The 18,294-nt window shown below is 61.0% G+C and carries 13 protein-coding genes; 6 read left to right on the top strand and 7 right to left on the bottom strand.

Annotation, left to right across the window (positions count from 1 at the left end; translation table 11 throughout):
• Positions 1-69 precede the first annotated feature (69 nt).
• From lpdA to typA, 4 genes are all read right to left on the bottom strand, one after another.
• The gene (lpdA, locus tag IHE30_RS05510) at positions 70-1,500 is read right to left on the bottom strand and encodes a dihydrolipoyl dehydrogenase (RefSeq protein WP_337689420.1); all 1,431 of its coding nucleotides are present in this window, start codon (positions 1,498-1,500) and stop codon (positions 70-72) included.
• A 15-nt stretch (positions 1,501-1,515) separates the two neighbouring features.
• Positions 1,516-2,820, bottom strand: coding sequence for a 2-oxoglutarate dehydrogenase complex dihydrolipoyllysine-residue succinyltransferase (gene odhB, locus IHE30_RS05505; RefSeq protein WP_337689419.1), 1,305 nt, complete (start codon positions 2,818-2,820; stop codon positions 1,516-1,518).
• Positions 2,821-2,937: 117 nt separating this feature from the next.
• Positions 2,938-5,793 (bottom strand): 2-oxoglutarate dehydrogenase E1 component, encoded by a 2,856-nt coding sequence (locus IHE30_RS05500; RefSeq protein ID WP_337689418.1) that lies wholly within the window; start codon positions 5,791-5,793, stop codon positions 2,938-2,940.
• A 253-nt stretch (positions 5,794-6,046) separates the two neighbouring features.
• A complete protein-coding gene (typA, locus tag IHE30_RS05495; RefSeq protein WP_337689417.1) occupies positions 6,047-7,873 on the bottom strand; it encodes a translational GTPase TypA in 1,827 nt (608 codons plus the stop codon).
• 280 nt (positions 7,874-8,153) lie between these two features.
• On the opposite strand from typA, the gene IHE30_RS05490 reads away from it, so the two are divergent.
• The 6 genes from IHE30_RS05490 to IHE30_RS05465 all read left to right on the top strand — a co-directional run bounded on the left by IHE30_RS05490 (position 8,154) and on the right by IHE30_RS05465 (position 16,789).
• On the top strand, positions 8,154-8,630 hold the full coding sequence (locus IHE30_RS05490; protein WP_337689611.1) for a MarR family winged helix-turn-helix transcriptional regulator: 477 nt from the start codon (positions 8,154-8,156) through the stop codon (positions 8,628-8,630).
• Positions 8,631-8,799: 169 nt separating this feature from the next.
• Positions 8,800-10,278 (top strand): efflux transporter outer membrane subunit, encoded by a 1,479-nt coding sequence (locus IHE30_RS05485; RefSeq protein WP_337689416.1) that lies wholly within the window; start codon positions 8,800-8,802, stop codon positions 10,276-10,278.
• A 60-nt stretch (positions 10,279-10,338) separates the two neighbouring features.
• A complete protein-coding gene (locus IHE30_RS05480) occupies positions 10,339-11,577 on the top strand; it encodes an HlyD family secretion protein (RefSeq protein ID WP_337689415.1) in 1,239 nt (412 codons plus the stop codon).
• 11 nt (positions 11,578-11,588) lie between these two features.
• On the top strand, positions 11,589-13,148 hold the full coding sequence (locus IHE30_RS05475) for a DHA2 family efflux MFS transporter permease subunit (protein ID WP_337689414.1): 1,560 nt from the start codon (positions 11,589-11,591) through the stop codon (positions 13,146-13,148).
• 852 nt (positions 13,149-14,000) lie between these two features.
• The gene (locus tag IHE30_RS05470) at positions 14,001-15,047 is read left to right on the top strand and encodes a hypothetical protein (RefSeq protein WP_337689413.1); all 1,047 of its coding nucleotides are present in this window, start codon (positions 14,001-14,003) and stop codon (positions 15,045-15,047) included.
• Positions 15,048-15,481: 434 nt separating this feature from the next.
• Complete coding sequence (locus IHE30_RS05465) at positions 15,482-16,789, top strand: hypothetical protein (protein WP_337689412.1); 1,308 nt, start codon at positions 15,482-15,484, stop codon at positions 16,787-16,789.
• On the opposite strand, the gene truB is transcribed toward IHE30_RS05465, so the two are convergent.
• The 3 genes from truB to IHE30_RS05450 all read right to left on the bottom strand — a co-directional run.
• A complete protein-coding gene (gene truB, locus IHE30_RS05460; RefSeq protein WP_337689411.1) occupies positions 16,692-17,636 on the bottom strand; it encodes a tRNA pseudouridine(55) synthase TruB in 945 nt (314 codons plus the stop codon). The genes IHE30_RS05465 and truB overlap by 98 nt on opposite strands.
• A gap of 21 nt (positions 17,637-17,657) precedes the next feature.
• Positions 17,658-18,026, bottom strand: a complete 369-nt coding sequence (rbfA, locus tag IHE30_RS05455; RefSeq protein WP_337689410.1) for a 30S ribosome-binding factor RbfA — start codon at positions 18,024-18,026, stop codon at positions 17,658-17,660.
• A gap of 65 nt (positions 18,027-18,091) precedes the next feature.
• Positions 18,092-18,294 (bottom strand): hypothetical protein (locus tag IHE30_RS05450; protein WP_337689409.1); only part of this gene is annotated, 203 nt, incomplete at its 5' end.

Here is an 18,294-nt window from a genome sequence, read left to right as displayed (position 1 = left end):
GCTCACGCAGCCCGGCCGGCAGCCGTGGCCCCGGCATCCGCCTCAGCGCGAGGCGGACCCGGCTTCGCATTACATGTTCAACGCGCGCTTGTCGACGGCGAGCGCCGCCTCCCGCATCACTTCGGAAAGCGACGGATGGGGATGGCAAATCCGCCCGATGTCCTCCGATGCAGCCTTGAACTCCATCGCGACGACCGCCTCGGCGATCAGGTCGGACGCGTTCGCCGCGATGATATGCACGCCGAGCAGTTCATCGGTATTCGCGTCGGCAATCATCTTCACGAAACCATCGGCGCGATTAATGCCCAACGCACGTCCGTTGGCCATGAACGGGAATTGTCCGGTCTTGATCTGCCGGCCTTCCGCCTTTAATTGCTCTTCGGTCTTGCCGACCCACGCAATCTCCGGCTCCGTGTAGATGACCCACGGGATGCAGTTGTAATCGATGTGCGGCTTTTGCCCATCGATCACCTCGGCGACCAGTACACCCTCGTCCTCGGCCTTGTGCGCAAGCATCGGACCGCGCACCACGTCGCCGATCGCATAGACGCCAGGTAGCTTAGTACGGCAATGGTCGTCGACATCGATGAATCCACGCTCGTTGACCGTCAGCCCGATCGCGTCGAGACCAAGGTCGTCGGTATTCGGTACGCGGCCCACAGACACGATCAGGCGATCGGCTTCGAGCTTCTGCGCCTGACCGTTCTTGTCCGCGTATGCGATCGTCACACCGCTGTCGGTCGCACTCACCTCGCTGATCTGCACGCCCAGGTGAATTTTCAACCCCTGCTTCGCGAACTGCTTTGCGGCTTCCTTCGCCAACCCCTGGTCGGCGGCACCAAGGAATGACGGCAGCGCCTCGAGCACTGTCACCTCGGCACCGAGGCGCCGCCACACCGAACCCAACTCGAGCCCGATAACGCCCGCGCCGATTACCGCCAGCTTCTTGGGCACTGAATCGAATGCCAGCGCCCCTTCGTTGTCCGCGACGATCCGGTTGTCCACCTTCGCAAACGGCAAGTGGCGCGCCTTCGAGCCGGTTGCAATGATTACGCTGTGCGCGATCACCGACTCCGTGCCGCCTTCGCCGGCCACGTCGATTTGATAGCCAGTGTCTGTCTTGCCGGTGAACTTGCCGTGTCCCTTGAGCCACGTGATCTTGTTCTTCCGGAACAGGAACTCGATGCCCTTAGTCATCTTGCTGACGATCGCGTCCTTGCGCGCATGCATTTTCGCGATATCGATTTTCACGTCCGATACCGAAATGCCGTGATCGTCAAGGTGATGCGAGGCCTGCTCGAACGCCTCGGACGATGCCAGCAGCGCCTTCGACGGGATGCAGCCGACATTCAGGCAGGTGCCACCGAGCTTAAGCTCGCCGGCCGGGTCCTTCCACTTCTCGACGCAAGCCACGCGCTTGCCGAGCTGCGCGGCGCGGATTGCCGCAATGTAGCCACCGGGGCCCGCGCCGATCACGACGACATCAAATTCTTTTGCCATGAAGACAGTCCTCGCTTAAAGGTCGAGCAGCAAGCGTGCCGGATCTTCCAGTGCTTCTTTCATCGCGACAAGCGACAGCACCGCCTCACGACCGTCGATGATCCGGTGATCGTACGACAGTGCAAGATAATTGATCGGACGGATCACGATCTGGCCGTTCTCGACGACCGGCCGCTCCTTTGTCGCATGCACGCCAAGGATCGCCGATTGCGGTGGGTTAATAATCGGCGTCGACAGCATCGAGCCGAACACGCCGCCGTTCGAAATCGAGAACGTGCCACCGGTCATTTCCTCGATCGACAGCTTGCCGTCCCGAGCTTTCGCACCGAACTCGGCAATCTTCTTCTCGATGTCCGCAAGACTCATCTGATCTGCATTGCGCAGGATCGGCACGACCAGGCCGCGCGGCGAGCCGACCGCGATGCCGATGTCGAAGTAGCCGTGGTAGACGATGTCGTTGCCATCGATCGACGCATTCACGAGCGGGAATTTCTTCAGCGCATGCACGGCCGCCTTCACAAAGAACGACATGAAGCCGAGCTTCACGCCGTGCTCCTTCTCGAAGCGATCCTTGTACTTGCTGCGCAGATCCATGACCGGCGCCATGTTCACTTCGTTGAACGTGGTCAGGATCGCGTTGGTCTGTTGCGACTCGAGCAGGCGCTCAGCGATCCGCGCGCGCAGCCGTGACATCGGCACACGCTGTTCCGGGCGGTCTGCCAACCAGGTGTCTGCACCCGGCGCGGCGACCTGCGGCAACGCGGCACGCGACGGCGCCGCCTTCGCAGCGACGCTGGCCGGCGCGGCCGGCTTAGCGGCCGACGATGCGCCAGCTGCCAGCACGTCACCCTTCGTCACCCGACCGTCGCGGCCCGTGCCGCTCAGTTGACCGGCGCTCAGGTTCTTCTCCGCGAGCAGCTTCGAGGCGGCCGGCGACGCGATTGCGCCGCTAGCACCGCCAGCCGCAGCCGGTTGCGCCGCGGGAGCCGGTGAGGCTTGCGGCGCCGGCTTCACTTCGGCGCCGGCGGCGGCAGCGGCTGTTTCTGTCGCCGTCGCGCCCGCCGCGGTGCCGGCCTTCGCTTCGGTATCGATCTTGGCGATTACCTCATCGGCAACGACCGTGTCGCCATCGTGCTTGATCACTTGAGCGAGCACGCCCGCAGCCGGCGCCGGCACCTCGAGCACGACCTTATCGGTCTCGATCTCGATCAGAATGTCATCTTGCGCAACCGCTTCTCCCGGTTGCTTCTTCCACTGGAGCATCGTCGCTTCGGACACCGACTCCGAAAGCTGCGGAACTTTAACTTCAACAATAGCCATTGTCATTATCCTGAATACGTATCGTGCCGTATCGTGCGACCAGGCGCCTGAAGACGCGGCGCACGGCTCCGGGGGAACGAGTGTTCGCCCCCCCCCCCCGGCGTCATCCTTGCGTGATTACTTGATCAGCGTCGCGCCTTTGAGCCGGCCGAACGCGGCCTCGACCAGCGCCTTCTGCTGCTCGTAGTGCTTCGCGTAGTAGCCGACCGCCGGCGACGCGGACGCCGGACGCCCGCTATACGCGAGCTTCATGCCGTCCCGCATCCCTTCGGCGAGGTGATGCTCGATGTAGAACCAGGGCCCTTGGTTCTGTGGTTCATCCTGCACCCAGACGACCTCGGTCGCGTTGTCGTACTTTTTGAGTTCGGCTTCGAACTGCTTGTGCGCGAACGGATAAAGCTGCTCGATACGCAAGATCGCGACGTCGGCATTTTTTGCCTCGCGGCGATGCGCGATCAGATCGTAGTAGACACGGCCCGAGCAAACGAGCACGCGCTTGACCTTTTTCGGGTCGATCGACGCATCGGTCTCGCTGAGCACCGGATGGAATGCGCCGCTCGCCAACTCGGACAAGTCCGACACCGCTTCCTTGTGACGCAACAATGACTTCGGCGTCAACACAATCAGCGGCTTGCGGAACAGCCGGATCATCTGGCGGCGCAGCAGGTGGAACATTTGTGCCGGCGTCGTCGGCTGCACGACCTGCATGTTGTGCTCCGCGCACAATTGCAGGTACCGCTCGATGCGCGCCGACGAGTGTTCCGGGCCCTGCCCTTCGTAGCCGTGCGGCAGCAGCATCGTCAGCCCGGACACGCGGCCCCACTTGACCTCGCCGGACGAGATGAACTGGTCGACGACGACTTGCGCGCCATTGGCGAAGTCGCCGAACTGAGCCTCCCAGGCCACCAGCGTATTGGGTTCGGCCGTCGAATAGCCATACTCGAAGCCGAGCACCGCTTCCTCGGACAGCACCGAATCGATGACGGTGAAGTTCGCCTGCCCGTCCGCGACGTTTTGCAGCGGAATATACGTGCCATCGTCCCAGCGCTCGCGATTCTGATCGTGCAGCACCGCGTGACGATGCGTGAACGTGCCACGGCCCGAGTCCTGCCCGGTCAGGCGCACCGCGTAGCCGGAGGCGACCAGCGAGGCAAACGCGAGGTGCTCGCCCATGCCCCAGTCGAGCGGTTGTTCACCGGCGCCCATCTTGCGACGGTCGTTGACCACGCGCTCCACCAGCGGGTGCAGCTTGAAGTTCTCCGGGATCGTCGTGATCCGCTCGGCCAGGCGCTTAAGCTCGGCCAGCGGCACAGCGGTATCCGCTGCATCGGTCCACTTGCGGTTCAGGAACGGTACCCAATCGACCGCGTACTTGCTCTTGTAGTTCGACAGCACCGGGTCGACCGTGTGGTGCCCTTCGTCCATCGCCTTGCGGTACGCCTTCACATACTGATCGGCGTCGTCGGCACCAATTACGCCCTGCGTCACCAGCTTCTCCGCATACAGCGCGCGCGTGCCGGCATGCTGCGCAATCTTCTTGTACATCAACGGCTGCGTGACCGCCGGCGTATCCTGCTCGTTGTGGCCGAGCTTGCGGAAGCAGACGATGTCGATCACGACATCCTTATGGAACTGCATCCGGAAATCGATCGCCAGTTGCGTAGCGAACACGACCGCTTCCGGGTCATCACCGTTCACGTGCAATACCGGCGCCTCGATCATCTTGACGACGTCGGTGCAATATAGCGTCGAGCGCGCATCGCGCGGATCAGAGGTGGTAAAGCCGATCTGATTGTTGATCACGATGTGCAGCGTACCGTGCGTGCCGTAGCCGCGCGTTTGCGCCAGATTCAGCGTCTCCATCACGACACCCTGGCCGGCAAAGGCTGCATCGCCATGGATCTGCACCGGCAGCACCTGCTGACCATTCAGGTCACCACGACGGTCCATGCGCGCCTTCGCGGAGCCTTCGACCACCGGGTTGACGATTTCCAAGTGCGACGGGTTGAACGCGAGCGACAGGTGCACTGGGCCGCCAGCCGTCGAGACATCGGACGAAAAGCCCTTGTGATATTTCACGTCGCCAGCCGGCAGGTCATCGACGTGCTTGCCTTCGAATTCGGCGAACAGGTCCGCCGGCATCTTGCCGAGCGTGTTGACGAGCACGTTCAGACGCCCGCGGTGGGCCATGCCGATTACGATCTCCTGCACGCCCTTGCTGCCCGCGTGGTGCACGACCTCATCCATCGCCGCGATGAAGCTTTCGCTGCCTTCGAGCGAGAAGCGCTTCTGGCCGACGTATTTCGTGTGCAGGTAGCGCTCCAGGCCTTCGGCCGCGGTTAACCGCTTGAGAATGTGCTTCTTTTTGTCGGCGGAGAAATTCGGCGTCGAGCGGGTGGACTCGAGCCGCTCCTTCCACCAGCGCTTTTGCTCAGGGTCGCTGATGTACATGAATTCTGCGCCGATCGTGCCGCAGTACGTGTCGCGCAGCGCCTTCACGATGTCGCGCAACGATGCTTGCTCGAAGCCGAAGTATAGGTTCGTCGCATGGAACGTCTGGTCCATGTCGGCTTCGGTGAAATCGTAAAACGCGGGTTCGAGTTCGGGAATATGCGGACGTTCGCGGCGCTTCAGGGGATCGATGTTGGCCCATTGCGAGCCGAGGAAGCGATAGGCGCCGATCAGCGATTGAACGTAGACTTGCTTTCGCGCAGTGGACAGGTCATGGTTGCCGCCACGTGGAATGAATGCATTTGCTTTAGCCCGTTGGGCGAAGGACTCGACGATCGGCGCGTGGGCCACGTCATTCGCATTCGAGCCGTCCGACGCAGGTACATTTTGCAACGCATCGAAGTAGCTGCGCCAGTTCTCAGGCACGGACGCCGGATTATCGAGATATGCTTCGTACAATTCTTCCACGTACGGAGCATTGCCGCCGAACAAATACGAGTTCAGCTGGAATTGCTTCATCATTTTGACGCTCACCTTTCTTCGAGTTTCTCGAGAAATAGCGGGTTACGAAACCTTCCGCGCGACGGCCTGACCGTGTAGCGGATTGCGCGAATCAAGTCTGCTGGGAAGGACCTAAAACATGCACCGGCGAAGCTTATCACGTTTAGCATATTGCGGCTATTTGCCTCGTTTGCAAGCGGGCCGATGCCGAGCCTGAACGGAGCGGACCAAGGACGGGTCGCTTGCACCCCGCCGATACGAAAAAAACCGTACGTCAGTCGGCCGCGGCCTCGCGGCTCGCACGCCGGCGCTCATGCTCCTTCAAGTGCCGCTTGCGCAGCCGGATCGACTGCGGCGTGACCTCAACAAGCTCGTCGTCGTCGATGAACTCGACTGCATACTCGAGCGTCAACTGGATCGGCGGCACGAGGCGCACCGCCTCGTCGGTCCCTGATGCGCGCACGTTCGTCAGCTGCTTGCCGCGGATCGGATTGACCACCAGGTCATTGTCACGGCTGTGGATGCCGATGATCATCCCTTCGTATAGCGCGTCGCCCGGCGACACGAACATGCGACCACGATCCTGCAGCTTCCACAGCGCGTACGCGACTGCGGCGCCGTCGTCTTGCGAGATCAGCACGCCGTTGCGCCGCTCACCGATCGTGCCGTCCCGCATCGGCTGGTACGCATCGAAGATGTGGCTCATCAAGCCGGTGCCGCGCGTCAGCGTGAGAAATTCGCTCTGGAAACCGATCAGCCCACGCGCCGGAATTCGGTATTCCAGCCGCGTACGCCCGCGGCCGTCAGACGCCATGTCAAGCAGCTCGCCCTTGCGGCGACCCAATTCCTCCATTACTGCGCCCTGATGACCGTCCTCGAGATCCACGGTCAGCAACTCGTACGGCTCATGTTTGACACCCTCGATTTCGCGCACGACTACACGCGGACGCGACACCGCAAGTTCGTAGCCCTCGCGACGCATGTTCTCGATCAAGATCGTCAAATGCAGCTCGCCCCGGCCGGACACCTCGAACACCGTCTCGTCGCCGGTATCCTTGACCCGCAACGCCACGTTATGATTGAGTTCCCGATTCAGCCGCTCGCGGACCTGGCGGCTGGTGATGAACTTGCCTTCCTTGCCTGCCAACGGCGACGTGTTCACGCAGAAGTTCATTGTCAGCGTCGGCTCATCGACGGTGATCATCGGTAGCGCGTCTGGCACATCCGGCGCACAGATCGTCGCGCCGATGCCGACATCGTCGATGCCGTTAATCAGCACGATGTCGCCGGCCTCGGCGCTGTCCACCTGCACGCGCTCCAGCCCCTTGAAGACCTGCACCTGATTAATCTTGCGGTTCAACGGCTCGCCCTGCGGGCCGAAACGCATCACGACCGGCTGGCCGGCCTTGATGCGCCCGCGCGTGATGCGGCCCACGCCGATGCGGCCAACATAGGTCGAATAGTCTAGCGACGTGATCTGCAACTGCAGCGGCGCGTCCGGATCGGCCGCGCGCACCGGCACGTATTGCAGTACCGCTTCGAACAACGGGCGCATGTCGCCTTCGCGCACCTGCGCGTCCAGGCTGGCATAGCCGTTCAACGCCGATGCATAAACCACCGGAAAATCGAGTTGCTCGTCGTTTGCGCCGAGCTTGTCAAACAGGTCGAACGTCTGGTTAATCACCCAGTCCGGTCGCGCGCCCGGACGGTCGATCTTGTTGACGACCACGATCGGCTTGAGCCCGAGCGCCAGCGCCTTCTTCGTGACAAAGCGCGTCTGCGGCATCGGCCCTTCGACCGCGTCAACCAGCAGCAGCACCGAGTCCACCATTGACAGCACGCGCTCGACTTCGCCGCCGAAGTCGGCGTGCCCCGGCGTGTCAACGATGTTGATGTGCGTACCTTCGTATTCGACGGCACAGTTCTTCGCGAGGATCGTGATGCCACGCTCCTTCTCGATGTCGTTCGAGTCCATCACGCGCTCGACGACTTGCTGGTTTTCGCGGAACGTGCCGGACTGCCGGAGCAGCTGGTCCACGAGCGTGGTCTTGCCATGGTCGACGTGCGCGATGATGGCGATATTGCGGAGCGGGCGTGTCATAGAGGAGTCGTTCTAACGCGGTGCGTGGCAAAGCGGGCCGACGCAAGGCAAAGCGGCCGCACGCAGCCCGAAGGGCGCGCCACAGCGGCGGGCGATGCAGGCACGGGCGCCAAATTGGAAACCTAAGATTCTACCACGCCGCGGCGTACGCGACATGCGTGCGCGGTGCGTACAGCGCACCATCCTACGATTTCAAGCAGTTTTGCAGAAAACCCTGTTGCGAGGTCGCCAGGCGGTTCCTATAATACATGCCATGTCAACCATTGCAGATACACTTGTTATGTCGAATCCGAACGCCGGATTGCCGCCCGAAATCGCAAATTACCCATTCGGCGAAAGCGTCGGCTATCTGCTTGCGCGGGTCCGCTCGAACATTTGGAACATGGTGTCGCAGCAAACGATGGCTGAATTGGGCATCACCAGCACCCAGGCGAGCATTCTATTCATGCTCGGCAGTGGTCGATGCCTTGCCGCCGCCGAGCTTGCACGCGAATATGGCATCGACGCGAGCGCGGTGACGCGGCTCATCGACCGGCTCGAGAAACGCGGCCTGCTTTGCCGGGTGCGCAGCGAAGAAGACCGTCGCGTCGTGCGGCTCAGGTTGACGCACGAAGGGACCGCGCTGGCCGCGCGAATGCCAGCGATATACAACCGGGTACTGGACAAGCTGCTGACTGGCTTCACCCCCGAAGAAGTCGGCTTCCTCAAAAGTATGCTGCGCCGCATCCTGGTGAACTGCGACGAAACACCCAGCTAAGCGCCAGGGACCTGCTGCCCGAGTCGGCGGCCAGCAGATCGCGCCGACGAATCCGGTCATGCCCTCAGCAATCAGTTGTATCGGCAAGCTTTTTAGTGGAGTTTTTGTTAGTTAATAGTAAGAAATTGGTTGCAATGTCCAATATATGGCTCATTTGAAGGACCGATTGATGAAAGTCGTTTCATGCTCCGCCCCGTCGGCGCGGCTGGCTCGGTGCACCGCCGCGCTGGTGGCGGCCGCCCTGGTGCTCGGCGGCTGCGCCAACTATATCGGGCTGCGCAGCGACAAGCAGCCGGCGCGGGCCGACAGCTTCGACAGCGCGCAAAGCCTGCCCACTGAAGGGGGTACCTGGCCTGCGCTGGATTGGGCTGCTCAGTTCGGCGATCCACAATTGCCGCAACTGATTGACGAGGCGCTAGCCGACAGTCCGACCATTGCCCAGGCGCAGGCGCGGCTGGCCAAGGCCGCGTCGTATGTGCAGGGCGCCAACGCCAGCACGCTGCCCAAGGCGGACGCGAAATACACCTGGACGCGCGAACTTTACTCGGGCAATGCGCTTTTCCCACCGCCGTATGGCGGCGCGTGGTATAGCGAGAACAATGTGCTGGCAAGCGCGACATACGAACTGGATCTGTGGGGCAAAAATCGAGAAGCGCTGCGCTCGGCGATCTCCCAGGAGAAAGTCGCCGCGGCCGAGGCACAGCAGGCGCGGCTAACACTGGCGACGTCGGTGGCACGCGCCTACAACCAGCTCGCGCAACTGTACGCGCTGCGTGAGGTCGCGCAGCGCGAGATCGCGAACCGCACCGAGGTAGGCACCCTCACGCGAGGGCGCCTTGCCGCAGGCTTGGATACCGAAGTTGAGCGCCGCACCGCTGAGGGCCACATTGCGACAAGCCAGACTTCGCTGACTGACCTAGACGGACAAATCACCACCACGCGATACCAACTCGGCGCACTGCTCGGCAAGGGCCCGGACCGTGGGCTGCGTATCGCGACGCCGCGGCTGGGCGGAGATGGCAGCGTCGCGCTGCCAGCGAACCTGCCGGCGGACCTGCTGTCGCGCCGCCCGGACATCGTCGCCGCACGTTGGCAGGTAGAAGCCGCCACGCACGACATCAAGGTGGCCAAGGCCGAGTTTTTCCCGGACATCAACCTGAGCGCCGGTTTCGGTTTCGATGCTTTCGGTTGGGGCCGATTCCTGCAAGCCGGCAGCCGCCAGATCCAGGCCGGACCGGCGCTCCACTTGCCGATCTTCGACGGCGGCACGCTGCGCGCGAACCTGAAAGGCAAACTTGCCGACTACGACAGCGCAGTGGCGAACTACAACCAGACGCTGATCGGCGCACTGAACGATGTCGCGACCCAGGTGGCGGCGATCCGCTCGGTTGACCAGCAACGCGTCGACGCGCAAGTCGCCTACGACGCGAGCCAACGCGCGTACGAGTTGGCGGTAATCCGCTATCAGGCCGGCCTGGCGCCGCAATTACAGGTGCTCTCCGCCGATAGCCTGCAGTTGGCGCAGCAGCAGACTATGGTCAATTTGACCATGCGTCGACGCGACCTGCAACTGGCCCTGATCAAGGCGCTAGGCGGCGGTTTCGACGCGAATGGCACCGTGCTCGGCGCCACCGAGCCGCTCCCATGATGAGCTAATCCGCACGCCCGGCCATGCCAATGAATCAAACTTGAGGACACGGAGCGATTGATGAGCAGCCCCCAGCAACAAGGCGCCACACCCGACGCAAGCGCAGGCAACGGCAAACGCCGGCGCCTAATGGCGCTGATAACCATGGTGATCGTCATTGCCGCGATCGCCTACGGCGCGTATTACCTACTGATCGCGCGGTTTTACGAGGAAACCGACGACGCATACGTCAACGGCAATGTAGTACAGATCACGCCGCAGGTCACCGGCACCGTGATTGCGGTGAAGGCGGACGACACTCAGGTCGTGCAGAAGGGTCAGCCGCTGGTCCTGCTTGATCCGGCTGATTCACGCGTCGCGCTGCAACAGGCTGAAGCTGATTTGGCGCAGACTGTGCGCCAGGTTCGTACGCTGTACGTGAACAACAACCAGTACCAGGCCGCGGTCGCGCAGCGCCAATCCGATCTATCGCGCGCGCAAGATGACTTGCGCCGCCGTTTGACGATCGCCCAGACCGGCGCGGTATCACAGGAGGAAATCTCGCATGCGCGTAACGCGGTCAAGGCTGCACAGGCCGCGCTCGACATCGCGCAGCAACAGCTGGCATCCAACCGCGCGTTGACCGCCAACGTCGCGATTGCACAGCATCCGAACGTGCTGGCGGCCGCGGCCAAGGTCAGGGATGCCTACCTGAACTACGCGCGCAACACCCTACCTGCACCGGTGACCGGCTATGTCGCCAAGCGCAGCGTGCAAGTGGGTCAGCGCGTCTCGCCCGGCACGCCGCTAATGGCGATCGTGCCGCTGAATGAGGTCTGGGTCGACGCGAACTTCAAGGAAGTTCAGCTCAAGCACATGCGCATCGGCCAACCGGTCGAGGTCGTCTCCGACGTCTACGGTTCATCGGTCGTGTACCACGGCAAGATCCAGGGCTTTTCAGCCGGTACCGGCTCGGCCTTTTCGCTGTTGCCCGCGCAAAACGCCACCGGCAACTGGATCAAGGTCGTGCAGCGCCTGCCGGTGCGCGTGCAGCTCGATCCCGAGGCGTTGAGGCAACACCCGCTGCGCATCGGCCTGTCAATGACCGCCAGCGTGTCGATCAAGGACAAGCAAGGCGGCGAGCTCGGCAACGCACCGACCACGGTGTACCAGACCGACGTGTTCGACGAGTACGGCAAGCAAGCCGACGCGGAAATCGAACGCATCATCAGCCAGAACGACGGTAGCGGCGGCACTGCCGCCGCCGCGGCGGACACGGCCAGGCCGGCCCCGGCCACAGCCCGGCACGCTGCACGATAGGGCCACACGTCATGAGCCAGGCACAAGCGCCTCACCCACCGCTGTCGGGCATGCAACTGGTGGTCGGGACCATCGCGGTCTCGCTCGCCGTGTTCATGAACGTGTTGGACACGTCGATTGCCAATGTCGCGATCCCGACTATCTCGGGTGACCTTGGCGTATCGTCGGATCAGGGCACATGGGTCATCACCTCGTTCGCCGTCGCCAACGCGATCTCCGTGCCGCTGACCGGCTGGCTGACCGAGCGGATCGGCCAGGTTCGGTTGTTTCTCACATCGATCGTGCTGTTCGTCATCTCGTCGTGGTTGTGCGGGCTAGCACCATCGCTGCCATTCCTACTGGCATCGCGCGTGCTCCAGGGCGCGGTGGCCGGTCCAATGATCCCGCTGTCGCAAACGCTGCTGCTGGCGAGCTACCCGCGCTCCAAATCCTCGATGGCGCTCGCGCTATGGGGCATGACCACGCTTGTCGCGCCCGTGCTCGGCCCGATCCTGGGCGGGTGGATCTCTGACAACTATTCGTGGCCGTGGATCTTCTACGTGAATATTCCGGTCGGGATCGTCGCCGCAATCGCGACGTGGGCGATCTTCCGCAAGCGCGACTCCGAGGTCAAGCGTGCGCCAATCGATGGTGTCGGGCTGATGCTACTCGTGCTGTGGGTCGGCTCGCTACAGATCATGCTCGACAAGGGCAAGGACCTTGATTGGTTCAACTCGACAACGATCATCGTGCTGGCACTGATCGCCATCGTCACCTTCGCGTTCTTTGTCGTATGGGAGCTGACCGACAAGCACCCGGTCGTCGATCTGTCGTTGTTTCAGCGGCGCAATTTCACCGGCGGCACGGTGGCGCTATCGGTCGGCTACGGACTGTACTTCGGTAATCTGGTGCTGCTGCCCTTGTGGCTACAGACGCATATCGGCTATACCGCCACGCAGGCGGGATTGGTCATGGCGCCGGTCGGCATCTTCGCGATTCTGTTGTCGCCGCTAACCGGCAAATACATGCCCAAGACCGATCCACGCTACATCGCGACTGCAGCGTTCACCGTGTTCGCATTGTGTTTCTACCTGCGCTCGCGGTACACGACCGGCGTCGATACGTTCGCGCTAATGGTACCCACGTTTATTCAGGGCATCGGCATGGCCGGGTTCTTTATCCCACTGGTGTCAATCACGCTATCCGGCTTGCCGCCGCATCGGATCGCCGCGGCCTCGGGCCTGTCGAACTTCGTGCGGATCATGTGCGGCGGCATTGGCACGTCAGTCTTCCAGACTGCATGGGACCATCGAACAATCCTGCATCACGCACAATTAGCGGAGCAAACCGGTCAATTCAGCCCGGCATTCGGGCAATCGGTCGCTCAAATGCGCGCGCTCGGCATGAGTGAAGCCCAATCATATGGGATGGTCAACAACCTCATGACGCAACAGGCCGCGCAATTGGGAGTCAACGACCTGTTCTACCTATCCGCTGCAATCTTTATCGCACTGATTGCGTTGATCTGGATCACCAAGCCTGAGCGCAGCAGCGGCAGCGATGCAGGGGCCGCGGCATCGGCCGCACATTGAACGCCGAGTTCGGCGCGACGGTCGGCCCGCCTGCAAGCCGCCCGCCGCGCCCCCACCGCCCCCGCTCCAGCCGATCGGCAACTTCACCGGCTGATCATGCCAAGCCGCGGTTCCGGCAACGCGCTTGTTGTAGGCAGCCTGCGGCAAATGCCCGCTTCCATCACTTTCATGTCGGCCTAATATTGGCCGCACATAAGCCGTTCGTAATTCAAATGTCTAGTTCGACAATTTGCATAATAAATTAACGGGAACGATTTAACCTCTGCGTTCAAACTTGATCTACGGGGGCAACGTGCCAAACGCATGGTTTAAAAACTATTCTCGTTACTTGGCGGGCTGCGTCAAACCCGATGTCATGGATGGCGAACTGCAGCACCCGTCACGATCAGCCGGTTCCACATCGAATCGAGCCAACGCATTGACAACGTTCAAGGCACTCCAGCGACTGCCATGGCGCAAGGGCAACGCGGCGCGCGCTTTTCGCGCCAGTGCGCACAAAATGGACGCCACGGGCGCGAGTACGTCCAAAGCGGACGTCACAACCTCGCCACCGCCCTTGCTGAGATTGCCCAACGAAATTCACATGACCATCGCCAAGATGGTCGACATCGAACCGAATTGGACAAGTCCATATACATCCTACACCAACAATCTGCAACAGCTTTCGTTGGTCATACCCGGTTTGGCCGAATGGCTAAGGCCTGAACTTGAGGGCACAAAGCTCGCGCAGCAGGCCAGCGACCTAAAGCGGCTCAACGAACCGGAGCGAGTTGACAAGTTCAAGGAAATTTTTACGCGCGCAATAGCATTGCAACCTCGGTGCCCTCAGGTGGAAGCCTATGTCATTGCCAGATGCATTGCCTACCGATATATGACGCGTATCGTGCGGCACAACGCGTCGCCGCCGAACTCAAGCAGTCTGATCCCCGCGAGTGCCACGCACAGTATATTGCGTTATTTAGAGAAACACTGCGAATCGTTAAAGCGACACCGCATATCATCGGCGACTGGCGGTCTTCCTCAGACACGCGTGCCAACCTGCACACATTGCTGCTCCAACTGGTCGACGCCGCGCCCCTGCTCCCGCCGCATTCAAATAGTGTTGAAGAGAGAATCGTCAAGAAGAGAGCGACTGAGGCTATGCTAGCGGCCGTGCTGCCCATGCTAACTGCGCAAGACCTGACGCCGCGTTTTGATGCAATGGTAAACATAGCGCGCACCACCAATCCGAAACTAGTGGAAACGCTTGCGCCACGACTTTTATTCTTTTCAGCACCAGAGCGTACTGCGAAGTTCGATCACTTATTGTCCATTGTACAAGAGCATGACGGTGCGTGGGCGCCAACGCTTGCCGCTCAACTCTATGTCCTTTCCAATCATGATAAGCCCACGCGCTGGCACGCACTGCTGCAAGTGGCAACACAACACCGCATCGCAGGCATGATCAAGCCGTTGCTGGATGCCGCAGTCCACCTTCCCGGCGAAGAGGCGGGCGCGGCGTGCGCAGCGGTTCGCCGCCTTGCAGACCAATCGCTGAATCCATCCAGGGATCGGAATGCAAACGCAGTACTAGCCGCTGTTGCTGGCAAGCTAAGTGCCCTCCCGCAGGCAGAGCAGCAGCCGATGTACGAATGGCTGCTTCGTCAAGTCAGCCAGTTTCCAACACAAGGACAGGTTTTGGACCTGTCGGCATTGAGTTCGCGTGTTGAGCTGCTCTCCTGCCTCGTGACGGAAATACACCGTTCGCCAGATGAGAAAAAGCGCGAAGTTTTTGACATGCTAACCCGTGTGCTAGATTGCACCATGCCACAAAATAGTTGCGACGCACAAACTGCGCTTGCAGACCCATTTCGCCTCCGAGGCCGACCCGCCAATTTTTTGCCATCCTCACAACCTTGAATAGACCAATGGAGCAAGCGGTGCACGGATCTCACCCAGTCGCGTCTGACACGCATTGCACTCCCCTTCGCATAGCATCACGGAGTAGGAAAGATTGCTAGCGCACGGATCCATCCGTACCACACTATCCGCTGGCCCTACCTAAAGGCACCAGCACATCGTAGGCTACGTCGAGCACTAGTAAATTTCGTTTTCCTGCCGATTACATCTTCCTTACCCGTCCCAGCGCTGACGTAATGACTATGCTGTGCAACGCGTGGCAGCTAGCCATGATCGTGGAATATTGGCCAATGCGGTACAGCTCCATCGCATTGGGCGGCATGATCGATGCTGAGCGGCATGATCAACGCAGCGCCTGTCCGCCAGCCCCTGGGTTAAACGGCTTAAAATGAAAATACATGATGTCAAGAAACTGGTTTGCTGATTTACCTTGCATGACAGGCGCATGTGGCGTCTCTGAAGCCCCGGACAGCGAGACTGCATTGGCTGAGCCCAGTCAGATGCCGGCAAAGTTTCGCGACTATCGTTTAGACTTGTCGGCGTCACTACTGCACAGCGCGGCCTCGGCGGTCCCGCCAACGCGCAATCGCGCGATTAAACCGCCAGTGCGCACGCGGACGCTGACGAAGCTACCGCTAGAAGTGCTGGAGATCATCGCCTGTCGAGTCGCTGAGCCCACAACGAACGTCAATCAAACAACCGCTTATCGTCACCTGTGGTCATTCGCGACCGCATCACGCCAAACGTGGCACGCCTCGCAGCGGCAAATACCCGCAGCGCAGGTTCACGCGCGTGCGATGGATCTGGGCAGCGATAACCAGCAAGCACCGCTGCAGGAGTTCAAAGACCTCTTCGACGCCGCTCGCCAGTTGCCCATGGGCAAGGCGAAGCTTCAAGCATACGTGATCGAACAAATCGAGTGGATGCAGGACGGACATCTGGACGCCATTCAGTGGACGCTGTCCGAACTCGCGAAGCAACCGGCACATGTTAATGCCGCCCCATACCGCGCATTGATCGACATGCTACCCAGGATCTTTAATCACGTGTGTCACAGTTTTGACAGCCCCCGCGATGCAATCATGCTGGAGCACTCTGCGCAGCGAGCGGCATTCAATGTAGGGCTCGACGCGATCGGCAAGTTACCTGGATCGGACAAAGCGGACGCCATTGAGATCATGGTATCGCTGTTGGAGCGTTTGCCCAATGACGAGCGCGCAGCCAGTTTCGACACATTGGTGCATGCCGCGATAGCTGTCCCACCCACTCCGATAGCGGATCTCGTGCCATGCCTACAATGGCTGGAAAGCACCGAACAGCAAGACCGTTTGGATACCTTGATATGGATTGCAACTGAGCATGGCGACGCGGACGCGGTCGAGCCACTGATTGCCGCCACCGCGGCGGTGCATCACGTTGCCGATGCCGACGCGCCACCGTCGGCAGCAGAGCAGCAGAATCGATGGAACCGGGTGTTAGCACTCAGCCACACGCTGTGGCACTCGGGCGACATGACGACCGAGCAGTTCCATGACGCGCTTTCGCGGCTCGAATCGATATCGGAAATGCTGCCTGCCGAACAGCGACAAAGGATTGCGGCGTGGCTCGAGAGTCAATTCAACGAAATTGCACAACGAGCCGGCGTTAACTATGGGGGGCAATCAGGCGCTCTGGAGATAACACACCATGCTGCCATCGGCCGAGCCCAAGCAGCCGACGCCCATCAGCGTCATAGACCCTGACCCGGACGTCGTCACCCACGTTCGGCTCACTCATCAACCGTAACCGCTGGCCGTGCGTGAAGCGCCGGGCCATCTCGGCATCCAACTCAACTGGCGCAAACGTCGATAATAACGCGTCGACCGGTTGCAGACAGGCCAAACGTTGCGGCTCGTGCGCATTGGACAGATCGTCCAACGTCACAGCGTCGTTTAATGTCAATGACCCAACACCGGTGCGGCGCAGCATCGTCAAATGCGCGCCGCAACCCAGTGCCTCACCAATGTCCTCAGCCAGCACGCGAATATAGGTACCCTTGCTGCACGTGACCCGGATCGTCACAGACGCCGCAACGTCCAACGCGCACGTGATGCACTCCAACGCATGGATCGTCACCGCACGCGCTTCACGCTCGAGCGTATGGCCTGCCCGCGCGTAGGCATAGAGGGGCTTGCCGTCGCGCTTAAGCGCCGAGTACATGGGCGGCACCTGCATGATTGGGCCCCGGAACGCGATGAGCGCCGAGTCAACCGCCGCCCGGTCGCACGTAACCGGCCGCGTTTGCAGCACCTCACCCTCGGCGTCGCCGGTCGTTGTGCGCACGCCAAGCTTCAGTGTCGCGTCATAGGTCTTGTCTGCATCGAGCAGATCCTGCGAAAACTTGGTCGCCTCGCCGAAACACAGCGGCAACAAACCGGACGCCAGCGGATCCAGCGTTCCGGTGTGCCCTGCCTTCTTCGCGTTGAACAAGCGCTTGGCGCGCATCAGCGCATCGTTGCTGGACAGCCCGACCGGCTTGTCCAGCAGCAACACGCCATCCACGGAACGCCGGGCGATGCGGGGTCGCGCCGGATCAAGTCGTTGCGTCATATTGATGTCACGCTCCAGCGCTCAGTCATCCTTAGCACGCGTCGCGTTCGCCTCATCGATCAACCGCGACATCTGTACGGCCTTCTCGATCGACTCGTCAAACATAAAGTGCAACGTTGGCACCGTATGAATGTGCAAACGCTTGAACAACAAGTTGTGCAAGTGGCCAGCCGCGTGGTTGAGTGCTTCTTGCGTCTGCCGGGGGTTTGCGGTCAGCGTCGTGAAAAAGACCTTCGCGTGCGCGTAATCTGGGGTCAGCTCGACCGCCTGGATCGTCACCAGGCCAATCCGCGGATCCTTGACTTCGCGCGCAATCAACTCCGACAAATCCCGCTGGATTTGATCGGCGATCCGCACATTGCGATCGCCACTGCTGCGTTTTTTCCGCATAGTCCATTCCTACCAACAAAAAAGGCGGAGCCCGACGGCCCCGCCCCTAGCGCCGGTGCATTAGATTACAGCGTGCGCGCCACCTCAGTGACTTCGAACACCTCGAGTTGATCACCTTCCTGGATGTCGTTGAAGTTCTTCAGCGACATGCCGCACTCAAAGCCCTGCTTCACTTCCTTCACGTCGTCCTTGAAGCGCTTAAGCGAATCAAGCTCGCCGGTATGGATCACCACGTTGTCGCGCAGCACCCGTACGGATGCGCTGCGCT

The sequence above is a fragment of the Mycetohabitans sp. B46 genome, assembly GCF_037389205.1.
GTDB lineage: Bacteria > Pseudomonadota > Gammaproteobacteria > Burkholderiales > Burkholderiaceae > Mycetohabitans.
Note: the sequence above shows the minus strand (reverse complement) of the source record. Positions and strands in the feature narration are given on the sequence as shown.